Source organism: Spiroplasma endosymbiont of Poecilobothrus nobilitatus (assembly GCF_964030655.1).
GTDB lineage: Bacteria > Bacillota_I > Bacilli_A > Mycoplasmatales > Mycoplasmataceae > Spiroplasma.
In genome coordinates, this window is record NZ_OZ034915.1 from 1097278 (window position 1) to 1110500 (window position 13223).

Annotated in this window: 16 protein-coding genes; 8 read left to right on the forward strand and 8 right to left on the reverse strand. The window is 24.0% G+C overall.

Translation table 4 applies throughout. The features are described 5' to 3' along the window. Position 1: 1 nt before the first annotated feature. Positions 2-3250: a hypothetical protein gene (locus AAHM76_RS06405; protein WP_342255820.1), complete on the forward strand. Its 3249-nt coding sequence runs from the start codon at positions 2-4 to the stop codon at positions 3248-3250. Between the two features lie 85 nt (positions 3251-3335). Here AAHM76_RS06405 and AAHM76_RS08645 read toward each other — a convergent pair whose 3' ends face one another. The 6 genes from AAHM76_RS08645 to AAHM76_RS06425 form a co-directional block, all read right to left on the reverse strand. Next, positions 3336-3758 (reverse strand): lipoprotein, encoded by a 423-nt coding sequence (locus AAHM76_RS08645; RefSeq protein WP_425289482.1) that lies wholly within the window; start codon positions 3756-3758, stop codon positions 3336-3338. Continuing rightward, positions 3746-4741 (reverse strand): hypothetical protein, encoded by a 996-nt coding sequence (locus AAHM76_RS06410; RefSeq protein ID WP_342255821.1) that lies wholly within the window; start codon positions 4739-4741, stop codon positions 3746-3748. Before AAHM76_RS06410 ends, AAHM76_RS08645 begins: the two co-directional genes overlap by 13 nt. A gap of 503 nt (positions 4742-5244) precedes the next feature. Further along, a protein-coding gene (locus AAHM76_RS06415) for an IS3 family transposase (protein WP_342255822.1) occupies positions 5245-6356 on the reverse strand; the annotation gives its coding sequence in 2 pieces (ribosomal slippage) (positions 5245-6113 and positions 6113-6356; 1113 coding nt in all). Positions 6357-6416: 60 nt separating this feature from the next. Continuing rightward, positions 6417-6668, reverse strand: coding sequence for a hypothetical protein (locus AAHM76_RS06420; RefSeq protein ID WP_342255823.1), 252 nt, complete (start codon positions 6666-6668; stop codon positions 6417-6419). Positions 6669-6863: 195 nt separating this feature from the next. Further along, positions 6864-7025, reverse strand: coding sequence for an IS3 family transposase (locus tag AAHM76_RS08650; RefSeq protein WP_425289480.1), 162 nt, complete (start codon positions 7023-7025; stop codon positions 6864-6866). 173 nt (positions 7026-7198) lie between these two features. After that, positions 7199-7462, reverse strand: a complete 264-nt coding sequence (locus AAHM76_RS06425) for a hypothetical protein (protein ID WP_342255824.1) — start codon at positions 7460-7462, stop codon at positions 7199-7201. A gap of 81 nt (positions 7463-7543) precedes the next feature. Between AAHM76_RS06425 and AAHM76_RS06430 the strand changes: the two genes are divergently transcribed. The 7 genes from AAHM76_RS06430 (at position 7544) to AAHM76_RS06460 (ending at position 12542) form a co-directional block, all read left to right on the forward strand. Then, positions 7544-7900, forward strand: a complete 357-nt coding sequence (locus AAHM76_RS06430) for a hypothetical protein (protein ID WP_342255825.1) — start codon at positions 7544-7546, stop codon at positions 7898-7900. A 120-nt stretch (positions 7901-8020) separates the two neighbouring features. Next, on the forward strand, positions 8021-9427 hold the full coding sequence (locus tag AAHM76_RS06435; protein ID WP_342255826.1) for a hypothetical protein: 1407 nt from the start codon (positions 8021-8023) through the stop codon (positions 9425-9427). Then, positions 9411-9698, forward strand: coding sequence for a hypothetical protein (locus AAHM76_RS06440; RefSeq protein WP_342255827.1), 288 nt, complete (start codon positions 9411-9413; stop codon positions 9696-9698). The genes AAHM76_RS06435 and AAHM76_RS06440 overlap by 17 nt, the downstream gene beginning before the upstream one ends. A 48-nt stretch (positions 9699-9746) precedes the next feature. Next, complete coding sequence (locus AAHM76_RS06445; RefSeq protein ID WP_342255828.1) at positions 9747-10658, forward strand: hypothetical protein; 912 nt, start codon at positions 9747-9749, stop codon at positions 10656-10658. A gap of 16 nt (positions 10659-10674) precedes the next feature. Beyond that, the gene (locus tag AAHM76_RS06450; protein WP_342255829.1) at positions 10675-11697 is read left to right on the forward strand and encodes a hypothetical protein; all 1023 of its coding nucleotides are present in this window, start codon (positions 10675-10677) and stop codon (positions 11695-11697) included. A 17-nt stretch (positions 11698-11714) separates the two neighbouring features. Further along, positions 11715-12230: a hypothetical protein gene (locus tag AAHM76_RS06455; protein ID WP_342255830.1), complete on the forward strand. Its 516-nt coding sequence runs from the start codon at positions 11715-11717 to the stop codon at positions 12228-12230. Between the two features lie 84 nt (positions 12231-12314). Further along, entirely contained in the window at positions 12315-12542 is a 228-nt protein-coding gene (locus tag AAHM76_RS06460) for a hypothetical protein (RefSeq protein WP_342255831.1), read from the forward strand. Positions 12543-12730: 188 nt separating this feature from the next. Here the strand turns inward: AAHM76_RS06460 and AAHM76_RS06465 are convergent, their stop codons facing one another. After that, positions 12731-12928, reverse strand: coding sequence for a hypothetical protein (locus AAHM76_RS06465; RefSeq protein WP_342255832.1), 198 nt, complete (start codon positions 12926-12928; stop codon positions 12731-12733). Next, positions 12912-13100, reverse strand: a complete 189-nt coding sequence (locus AAHM76_RS06470; RefSeq protein WP_342255833.1) for a hypothetical protein — start codon at positions 13098-13100, stop codon at positions 12912-12914. Before AAHM76_RS06470 ends, AAHM76_RS06465 begins: the two co-directional genes overlap by 17 nt. Positions 13101-13223 lie beyond the last annotated feature (123 nt).

Sequence of the window (13223 nt, forward strand, 5' to 3'; positions counted from 1 at the left end):
AATGAGTAGAATTAACCCAGGAGTTATAGAAGAATTAAGAAGACAAGCCCACGATAATTTAATAGATATCAGAGAAAACATAAAAGATAACAGACATTGAATGGTATTTCCTTTTAATGTTTATAGTTCATATATTCCTGATACTGAAACAGGTTGAAAACCTAATAATGCTAAACCAAGTGATTATGGTAGTTATTCAAGAATATTTGATAACATGGAAAGTACTATTGCTCAATGGCAAAATAGTTTAAAAATAGTTCAAAAATATAAAGGTGAAGAAATAAAATTATTAAAAATTGATGATTTTAATAAACAACCAGTTAATTCAACAATCTGAGCAAATAATGAAACGCCTTTTGTGATGAAATTAAAAGATGAAAATAGCAATGTTTATTGAAAATTAATTGATGGTGAAAATATTTATGATATTAATAAAATGTTAGAATACTTAAACCAATATAAATTAAGTTATTTTATTAATAACGGTAATAAAGCGGATAACTTTTATACAAAAGAAGTTAAAGTTGGTAAACATTGAGATGCTTATATGATTGATGATAGAAGTTCAATTCAATTTGGTGAAGCCAAATTTGAACAAGTATTTACACAGCAATCAGCCGAAAGACAATATACTTTATTAATTTTAGATGAAGATGTAAATAAATTAAATATTAATGATTATTATAATTTTTATACTGTATTTAATGATCGTGGTTTAAATATTGGTGGTGGTAATATAAATACTGCACCCCAAGATAGACAATGATTATATCCATCAAATGTTATTAATTATTATTCGCCATGAGATGGTAGTTTTTTATGACAAGAAATTACTTTTTCAAGTATTAATGACAAAATTAGTAATAGTGGTTTATCTGTTAGACAGTTTATTAAAACACCAGCACCAGGTGAAGGCTATTGTTTTCCTAAGATAACTTATGATGAAAAGACAAATACGGCAATTATTGAATTAGATGATATTTTATTAAAAGACCCGGGTGTTAGAGCAATGGCAGTTAAATTTTATGGTAATCCGATCTTTTTTGATATGCCAGTTATTGGGCGGCCAATTATTAAAGGTCAATTTAATAAAAAAGTAATGAATTCACGCGATTTATTAATGTATAACATGTTTCCTGCTCCCCCTGATAAAATAAACACTTGTGCTTCACCCGAAGTAAGTTGATATAACATTCAAGGGATTCAACCAACTATGATAACTGGTTATAAAGATTGAAAAACAGATATGGAAAATAGATATGATTTTTGAAAGCAAAAAAATAGTGAAGGTATTGTTATAACTGACCCTTCTACTACATCAGCAACTAATTCTACTGTTGGTAGAAATATTCATAAAGAAGATAAAGATTCTAAATTTTATTGGTCTAAAGATTGAAAAATAACACCACCAAGCAAAATAAAAGTAAATGGTGGTACAGTTGATAATATCATTAGTACCCAAGCATCATCTTATTTTAGAAGAAAAGATGAATTTAGCAATACGGTTGGATCTATTCAAATTGAATATAATAAAATGGGGGTATGTAATGTTTGAGATATTTTAAATATGAATAATTTTATTAATCGTCAAATTACAGTATTACCTTTAAACTATACACAAAAACTAGTTTTTAATCCTTTTACTATTCCGGGTGGAGTTGGTAAATTCTTAAACTTTATTTCATTTGGTATTCCATGAGGTTGAGTAATTAATCAAGATGAAAAAACTTTACCTATTTTTCAATGACTTAATGGTTTTATGAGTGCTAATATTTATAGTTTTTATAATGATGCTTTTTGGTCTGAAAACTCAAAAGGTAAAGGTTATTTACCATTTGAAATATTTAGAGAACAAGGTAATGATAAAGTTAGTGCTATTTTTGGGGCAAATGCTAATAGTTTGGGTTTTACTACTTTATTAACTGATAAATTAAAAGGTACTGTTTTAACTAAAGATGGTAAACAAACAAGTGAATTAGTTTATTCAACTTATAATTTAAAACAATTAAATCAAAAAACTAACCGAGTTTATTTAATTAATGAACAAACCAAAGCACTTGATGCTCAAACGCCAGTTAGTAATAGTGAAAAAGATAATGATTGTGAATTCTTACAAACACCAGATGGGACAAATTGTAGTTATATTATTGATATGTTTTCAATCCAAGCACTATATAAAGGTAATTTTGAAATTATCTTTTATGCTGATAACCCATATACTAATAATGAAGAAGATTATTTAAGATTATCAGTATGGAGTTTCAGAGGTAAAACAAAAAGCACATTAAATAATTATTTACGAGATATGACAACTAATTATAAAACTAGTTTCTTATTACCCCATGATTATGAAATACCAACCTTTAATTATCCTAAATATGTATTACCGACAGTTCCATATAACTATAAACCATATACAAAAGATATTATGCCTGCTGGTGTAGTACAAACACTAAAAACTAAAATTACCGCACCAGCACAATGCACTAATAGCGGTTATGTAAATGATAATAATTTTATTAATTTATTTAATAATGAATTTAATGAAGGTTATTATGAAACTGAAATTGATTTAAAACAAATTGACCCAACAATTCAAAGTATAGATAAATTTATTAGTTCTTATAAAATAATAGAAATAAGTAATCTTAATAATATACAAGTTGAATGTGGACCACCTGATATCGAAAATTTTATTCCTAATAGAAATATTAATTTATCGGGAGGGGTTAATAGTTGTAATAATGGTGGTGGTTCATTAACAAATATAACTTTATACAAAAGTGGTCGTTCACAAACAGATAAAGTTAATTTTGAAAATACAATAACTTTATATACTGATAATATAAAAGTAAATGATATTCAAACATTTGCTACTGCATATACTAATGGATTATCTGAAAAAGGTTATAAAAATACTTATTATATAAATGATAAAAAGTATAGTATTAATTTTTTGCTTCAAATAACAAATCTTCCAAATGAAGATTATAATAATTTAATTAGTAATAAAATTAAAGAAACTTATTTACAAACATATTATACTAATGATGTAAAATTAAAAATTAGATTTTCAAAAATATTATTTGTTAACTTATCATGTATTGGAATTGAAAAATTCCCAAATCAAGAATATTTTAAATATTGAGGCAATGATAAAGATATAAAAATGGATGTTTCTAATCCAAATGTATTAGGTATTAGAAACAAAAGTGATAACTCAGTTAAAATTACATTTAAACCAAGATAAAGAAAAAGATATAATAAATAAAAGTTTATAAACCTTTTTTATTAATACTTACTAAACGGGGTGCAGTCTTTTAAAATCTCTTTTTTTATTCTTCCTTAACTTTTACATTACCATCATTATCAACAATTAAGTCAGGTAAATTTTGTTCTTCACCATTTCAACGATAAACTTTTATTCATAAATTAGACCAGGGCAATTTAATATTAACATCTGGATTATTATTTATTCTTTTTGATAATTTTATATTATTAGAATTATCCTTATATATTATGTAATATCATTTATTGTCAACTGTATTAAATGGTTTTTCTTGTGGTGCTATTCATTCTAAATTGTCTCTGATTTCTTGGTTAGTAGTATTTATTTTATTCTTTTTTTTTAGTTCTTTTAATTCTTTGGTTGTATATTCTTGTGGTGTATTACAAGCAACTAAACTGGTTGTACTTGTTCCTACTAATGATATTGCACCTAAAAGACTTAATAATTTTTTAATATTTAATTTATATAAATGCTATTATTTACATTTTCATTATCGAAATAACCAATTGTATTTGTTTTTATAATAAGTTTTTGATTTTTTGCCATATTTTTATATGTTTCATGAAAATATGGAAAATGTTGTCAAATAAAATTAACAATTGTATTTTCATCTGATTCTGTAATTGATCCGCCTCAACCACTATGATCTACTTTATTTAAATGATTAATTATTTCCTTTAATTCTTTTATGAATTCTTCTTTTTTACTATTTATAAAAATATTTATAATTTTATGGACAATATTAAAATCAAAATAAATTTCTAAATAATCATGTCCTAAAAATTTATAATCTTTTTCCAAGTGTTGAATTTTATAATTTATTTTATTTTCTAAAGTATATATTTCTGGCCCATTAATTAAAAATAATTTATCATTTTTATAAATAACAATATCACTAACAATGATTTTATTTTTAGTATCGCCCATTTCAGTGACAGATGTTTCACTTTGTTTTAACAAATAAAGACCATTATTTGTTGCAAAATAAACATTATCTATGCTGTCGATGGCAATTGAATTAATATAATTATGAATACCCGTAACTTCAATTCCGTCAATTCCTATTACCTTTGTAGAACCAGCAGATAATTTATATGCATCTACATTAGTTATAATATAAACATTGTCTTTACTATCAATTTTAATTTTGCTAATATTTCCCTTAATTCCATCAATTTTATTTACTGTGTTTGAACCAGCAAATAATTTATAAAAATTTCAGTGTATATCAACAAAGTAAATATTCTCTTTACTATCAATATAATATTTTTTAAAAAGATCTGCCGAAACATTTTTATGTATTTTTTTATAAATAAATTTATCTGTTTCAAAAATTACTTCATTCGTTTCTAATTTAGTTTCTTGTTTTTGATAAGGACTAGCAGCAATTGTTGTTGGTATAGCAGTCCAACTAATAGTTAATACATTTAATAAACTAAGTAACCTTTTCATGATTGTTTTTCTCCTTTTCTTAACCTTGAAACTTTTTATCAAGATCTATCTGCATTATATATATACAAGAAAAATTATAAATTGTTTTAATAATTTTATCTTTAAAAATAACTCTTTTTACACATTTTAAGGGGCAAATTAGCAATCAAATATATTAAGTTTAGTGAGAAAAAAAAAGATTATTATTTATATATTAATATTTGCATTAGTAAAATAATAGTATATAATATTTGTAATGGTTTATCCTTTTAACAAAAAAGTAATTTACGGTTTATGCTTTCCGCCTTAAAAAGACTTATGCTGACTTGTTATTCGAACAAGAATAAAAAAAGATAGGTTTAGAGTGCACCCATTTTAGTAATTACTAATAAAAAGTATTTACTATTTTTTAATTATATCTTTTTCTTTACGATTTGAATATCATGTATTTCATTTTATAACATCTTGTATATATTCTTCATGTGAATTATATATTGGAATGGCAACACTTTTTAGGACACTTTTTATATAGACATTTGTTTTTTAAAAGTAACTGGAGATAAAAAATTTAAACTGCCATGAATTCGAATATTGTTATATCAATGCACAAAATCAAAAAGTTCGTATTTTAATTGTGTTAAATTTTTAAATTTTTTACCCTTAATAAATTCAGTTTTAAAAGTTTTGTAAGTTGTTTCAGCCACAGCATTATAATAAGGGCAGCATTTATTGCTTAATGATCTTTTAATATTAAAAGTTATTAAAATTTCATCAATGATTTTATTTTTAAACTCATTACCACGATCAGTATGAAATAGAGTTATTTGATTTAATGGTCGTGTTATTTTATGAAAAGCTTGTTGGACCAGTTCGGCTGTTTTATTCGGCCCATCACTATAACCAATTATTTCACGATTAAACAAGTCAATTAATAAACAAATATAATGTCATTTAGCGCCAACTTGAACATATGTTAAATCACTAACAATAACTTCATTAGGTTTTTTGTTGTTAAATTGACGATTTAAAATATTATTAATTTGGTCATTATTGACTGTTGTTTTATGATTATGATATTTTAATTTGGTGTATTTAGAAACCAAATTATTTTTGATCATAAAGAATCTGATTTTTCGCCGCGATAAGATGATATCTTTTCTGTTTAAAATAACTTTAATTTTGCGAGCCCAATAAATTTTTCGACTTTTATTAAAGGCACTGATAACTTCTTGTTCATAATTATTAACTTGCTTGTTAATACATTTATTATTTTGATAATAATAAGTTGATTTTGATAAACCCAAAATCTTACATATTTTTCTTACTGAATATTTTGTTTTGTTGTTATTAATTATTGCTATTTTTTGGCCATTATCAGTGCGGCTTGCTTTAAAATGTCATTTTCCATTTTAAAGTCTTTAAGTTCTTTTCGTAAAGTTATTATTTCATTTTCTTCTAGTGTGCGATTGTCTTTTGCTTTAAATGAACCAGAATTATTATAATTTTTAACTCAACTATAAATAGTTGGTTTTGGTAAATTATATTCTTGCCCTAGATTAATAACACTTTTACCATTTTTATATAGCATGACAATTTGTTTTTTAAATTCTTCAGAGTATGAAGTTTTATTTCCCATTTTTATATTCCTTCTTTCTTAATAATTTTATCTAATTTTGAAGTCTATATAATTATGGTCCTAATAATTGTAGCCTATCCATATTTTATTATGGATTGTAGCTTTCTTAAGTAATGAATGAAAACTTTCTATAACAATATTATCTGCACAGTGGTATTTTTTCCCCATTGAAATTATAATACCGTTAGATAAACATTTATCGTGATAAATAGTGGATGTATATTGATATCCGTGATCTGAGTGAATTATTATTCCATTCAGATCTTTTTTTATTAATTTTATTTTATTAATTGCATCATTTAAATTATCCATTACTAATTTATTGTCATTATATTTAGATCACTTTACATCAACTATTTCTTTAGTATATCCATCAATAATTGTTTATTGATAATATCTTTATCCTTTTCAAATTAAATATGTTACATCAGTATATAGTACTGAAAACCTTGTTTTTATATCATTGAATTTACGTTTAATTAAATCAGGATATTGCAATAAGCTTTTTTATTTATTCTGTTTATACTTTATTTTTCTTCTCATTTTTCTTACATATTCAGGTTGTATTTGATTATCACGCATAATTCTTAAAACTTTTTTTGAATTATATTTTATACCATAATCTTCTTTTAAATATTTAGTAATTCTTCGATAACCAAATTGTTTTAAATTTTCTTAATAGACTTTTACAATATCATTTATTTCTTTTTTATCTTTTTTGCTACTGTCATAATTTTTATATTTATTTCAATAACTACGTTTTAACCCTGTTACTTCTAGTAATAATTTTATTGAATATTCACGACAATTTTGTTTAATAAAAGAGACTATTCTTAGTTTGCTTAATTGTAAAAGTCATGGAGCTTTTTTAATAATTCATACCTTGTTTTATAATATTCTAAATTTCTTTTGCCAAAAGAAATTTTAGGTCATTTAGGATTGTTTAATTTTCCTTTTTTATGATTTGTTCATCAAGATTCTACTGTATTTGCATTTATATTATATTGTTTTGCTACTATTCAACAACTTTTTTGTTTAATTTCCTCAATGATTTTTGTTCTAAATTCTGATGTATATTTGTTATATTTTTGTCCTTTTTTTGCCATATAAAAATGCACCCCTTATAAAAATTTAACAAAATCTTTTTTTATTTTACTTACTTTTTGGGGTGCAGTCTTGTTTATAAAATGGCACTTACAAAAGAACAATTAATAGAACAAGGTTTAAGTGAAAAAATAGCAGATAATATTTTAAATGAATTTCATAATGAAACAAAACAAATTATTGACGGTATACAAAAACGAAAAGATACTATTTCAAAAGAAGAGTATTTAAAAGTTGCTAATGAATTAGATGAATTAAAAGCATTTAAAGATGTTCCAACTACTAAAATTGAAGATATTAAAACTAATTTAAATAAAGTTAGTGGTAGTTCTTTATCTGAAAAAATGCAAACTTTAAAAGAATTAAAACCTGATTTGTTTGTACAAGAACAACCATCAGTTTCACCTGCTAATTTTATTAAAGAAATGATTGGAAATTAGGTTGAAAATAAGAATGATGAAATTGAAACTATTAAAGAAAAAGGTGCCTATACACCTGAGGAAATTAAAAAATTAACTGATTATACACTTAAAAACCTTAGATAATAAGGGGTGAATATTATGGCAACAATTAATTTGCCACAAGTGCCTTTTACATTACAAGGTAATACAATAGATCAAAAAGCATATGTTGATATGGTTAATGCTTTATTGCGTGGACCTTTATATAACGAATATGCAAGTATTATGCAATATGCAACAGCAACAGCAGAACAAGTTGCTTGATTACCAAATGCGGGACAAGCATTATATAATTTAACTCATCGTGTGGTATGACAAAATGATTATACTTTACCAAATGGCGGGACAACTCAAACTATGGGATTAACAAGAATTCCAGTTCCTATTGATAAGAGATTTAATTTAAAATTAATGAATGAGGCATTTGATTTAGCATTAATAGAACAAAATATTAAAAATGGTGTTATTGCCGATGCTATTTCTAGTGTTGTACAGAATAAATTTGTTAATTTAGAATGTGAATTAATTCAGGCTATTTATGATTATTGTTTAGCAGATGGTCAATATGAAGTAATTCCATTTCGTAGTTATACAGCAAAAAATGCAGATGATGCAAATAAAGCATTCTTTACATTGAATGAAAATTTGATTGAATTAACAAATCAAATTAGTAATTTATATTTTGGTTTGCCAACAGATAAAATGTTTATGGTTTTAGGACGACGTGCATATTTAGGATTAACACCCGCTTATTTAAAAGTAATTGGTTCACAAGCGCAATTAAAAGCAATGGTTAATGGTGAATTATATGAAAATACAGCAATGGGAATTCCAGTATCAAAAAGTTTTCATTTAGAAAAAACATATACAAAAGGACAAGTTAACCGCGGTAAAGGTTATAATTTTAATAATGTAAATGGTTTAATTATTAATAAACAAGTTTGAGCATATCCAATTAATATGGATACTATTCAACAAGTTTTAGATAATGATACTGCTAACCCGAAATGAATTGGCAAAGTGCAATATGCAACACCAACTATTTTATATCCTAAAACATGTAAAATTATTCTAGAAAAACAACCAACACAAGATGAAATTAAAAAGGCATATGATAACTTAAACAAAACATTTATAGTTCCAATTGATTATGAAATTAATCCTAATCCAGACCCATCAAAACCAGATTTAAAAATATTACCAAAAATACCAGCCCCAAAAGAATTTAAAGTAGAAGAACCAACAGAAGTACAAACAAGAGAAGTTATAGAGGCGCTAACTCCCAATACATTAATTGAAGTTAAAAAAATTAAAAATAGCTTAACTGAAAATGATTTTGAAATTAATCTTTTAACACCAAATCCTCCAGGAGATATGTCTTCACCAAAACAAGTATCGATTGTTGTTCGTGAAAAAAATAACGCTGCTGGTCAGAGTGACGGAATGAATATTGATATATGCCTGCGGCAAAAAAGAAGTAAACCCGCCATTGCGAATAGATATTAGTAAATTACAAAATGTAGCATTTGAAACAAATAGAAATATTGATTTATTTAAATTAACTTTAATTAAAAAATTAAAACAGCAAATAAATTTTAACAATTTAGAATTAGATTATATTGTTTTTACCAATCAAGATGGTAGAAAAGTTAAATTACCCAGTTCAGATTTATCAGCAACCTTTACATTAAAAATCACTTTAACCAATAAGGGTAAAGGGTTGTTTACTGGTGAAAAAAATAATTTAATTTGTAAATGAAAACTTAAAATTTTATAAATTATAAAATAAAATTATTAAATTAATGAAAGAAGTTTAAATTTAAAAATGAATTTATTAATATTACGAATTTTAACTTTATTAGTAACTAATTTAGAAAATAAACCTTTAATAAGTAAATTTGTTAATTTAATTAATAGAGTTAATCAAGTTAAAAATAATGTATTAAAGCCAATTAATTATATTACTAGTAAATATAATAAAATTACAAATAAAGTTGAAGATATTTATCAGTGATTAAATCCCTTTACTTATTTAGATTTAATTAAAAAAGGTCATAAAAAAGAAATACAACAAATATTAAGTCAATTAGAAAAAGATAATAATATTAAAAATATAGAACAATTTAAAAATGAAAATTATTTAAATACTAATTGACAACCTTTAAATAGTAGTTGACTTGATAGTGTTATGTTTAATATTATAAATAAGTTAACTTTAACAGGTAATTTAACTATTTTAATATATACAAAAACAGCAAAACAACCTAAGTTTTATGGACCTTATGTTTATCCTGGTGTTCCAGTTGAAATATGAAAATTATTAAGTAATGCTGTTTCTAATGCAGGAACCTTATTTTGGCGTTATTGATTAATAAAATGATTACCTAGTCATTTAAGAGATTATATTAAAAAACGATTACCAAAAGAAATAAAAGAAAAATATCCAAAAGGAAATATTAAATTAACATTACCAACTATTCAAAAATTAAATCAAATTAAAAAGTTTATTAATAATTTAAAGATTGGGCATTTTAATTTTAATTTTGCTGGTGAAATTAATAATAAAAAATGGTATCGAAAACGCCGAAGTGATGTTAAAAATATTAAGAATTTATATAAAACACCAGTTAATAATAAATTTTATAAGGTTAATAAATCTATTAAGGAAATTAATAAAAAACGAATAAATATTAATAGTTATAAACCATCTAATTTAAAAAATAAATATCGTAATTAATTAAGGGGTGTTTTATATGGAAAATAATTTAAGTAATTTGTTATTTATAACAGTTGAAGATGTTAAAAAAAGTAAACTTTGACAACCTATTAATGATCGTAAGCAATCTGCTTATAATGATAATTTAATTTACAATGCTATTTTAAAAACTAGTTTATTAATGGATAGATTATCGGGTGGAACAATTTCCGATAAAATAAATAAAAAAGATTTATTTCCCTGAGTTAAAAAAGATAATACTAGTTTAATTGAATATGATAAATGATTAAGTTATATTCAATCTGCTTGTTTATTAGCAGTTATTAATTGATATTTACCAAAAGGAGTTAATGATTTAACTGGTAGTGCTTCATTTTCACAAGGTGGAGTTGCTTATTCACAAACTAATGATCCAGAAGCTAATGAAAATATTACTCGTGATGTTAAAAATGCTTTAAAATTAGCGGGTGAAATAATTGATATTATATCTAGTAAAACAGTATCTAGACCTTATAATTATAGTTTAGATAATTATGCTAATCCACGAGAAGAAGAATATAAACATATTAGTAAAAAAACTTTTTATCCAACATTATTATTTTGATTAAAAGAACGATTACAAACAGATAATTCAATAAATATTACTTATCCAACTATTGATGATTTTTCTAAAATTGATTATAACGAATATATTAAATTAATAGTTCCGTTTGATAATGATACTATTTATGAAGAAAACGGTGTTTGAAAAACAAATATTTCAGATTGAGAAATTGTTGATACTAGTGATTTAGATAAAACAAGGTATGATTATCAAATACAAGATTGAGATAAAGAAAATTATAAATACAATATTTGAATTAAAACAATTATGCAAAATAATTATTATTTATCAACATACAAAAATTTTATAGGAAAAATAACTGTTGGATCATTTGATTTAGAAAATAAATTTTCTCATCGTGTAGAATTAGACGATGACGGAATTTTTGATATACGCACAGGTGGGACAGACGGAATAATTACTGGTCTACACATTGAAAGAAAAAGAGTAATTTAGAAAGGGATTTTTAATTAATGAAACAAGATAAAACAACTTGATTAAAGGGTGCCTTACCTTGAAATTGATTTAAAAAAGACCCTATTCCAACTTATAATTGAACTCATAAAGATATTAGAGATTGAGAAAGAAAATATAAAATTCGTAGTTGAGTAGTTAGTTTTTATACATTAATATTTTTAGCATTAAATTGTTGATTGGAATATGGAATGATTAATGCAATTAAAGATGATATTAATTGGTATAATTATGGACAATATTGAGGTAATGGCATTGCAATATTATTAACACCTTTATTTACTCATGGAATTCAAGGTATGTTTGTAGCCAGTAGTAAACCCAAAGTAGATATGAAAATTGATATTCCACGATTAAAAATATCTAAAATGGGATTAGTATTTACAATATTACCTTTAATTACTTTAATAATTTCTTTAATTATTATTTGAATTGATAAATCAAAATGAAAAAAAGACCATTTAAGACATTGTTTAGATATTGTCGAATTAATCCGCGTGTTATTCAACCAATAATAGCAAAAAAATGAAATAGATTAGATGGTATAACAGAAGAAAATAACAAGGAATTAAATTTAAAATAAACTATATATAGGGGGGGTGGTTGATATTTTTGGGTGGTTATATAGTTTAATTTATAAATTATTTTGTTCTGAAAAAATGGATGGCCACTGTTTGAGTAAGGGTAAGAAGGGAAATAAAAAAATGTTAAATAATACATTAATGATTACTTTACTTGTTTTAGCAGGTGCTTGCGGAATGGGTAGTCTTGGTATTCTAGGCTTATCTGCTAAAAAAATTAAAAAATATAAAGCAGAAATTAGATAATTAAGAACTGCTGTTATTGCTCATGAAAAACATTTATGAGGACCCGATTATGCAACAGAATTAGCATTAAAAACAGGTCAAATTAAAAATGTTAAAAAACAAGTTAAAGTAAATGATAAAAAACAATCACAAAAAGACGCTATTAGAAAACTAACAAATAGTATTTAAAAAAATAACCACAATTAAGGTTATTTTTTATTTGTTTTTAATATAATTAAATTCTTTTCGCCATATGTTTTAATTAAATACTCTCAATTTCATAGTGAATTTAAATCTACATCTTTGGGATCAATACCAGTTATATATTCATCAAGCTGAGTTTTACAAGGCCGATTACCTTGTTCTGAACGATAACATAAAATATAATTATTACTCATTTTTGTCATCTCCTTTATTATTTACAATATAATAATTAATAAGATATTCTATTTTTTGAGAATAAGTATCAAAATTTAATTCATTTCAAACTTGTTCTTCATTTTCATTTAAGTAAATATTAACATTCCGAATTTTAAAAGAATAATATTTTCCTGTTTTTTGATTATATGATTGCTTCATAATATTACCTCTCATAATTAGCAATAATAATTGCATCTCGTAAATGATTACTTATTTTTTCATTATTATATTTTCAACCTTTACCATATTGATAAGTTAAATTAACATCTTTTTCAAATTCTC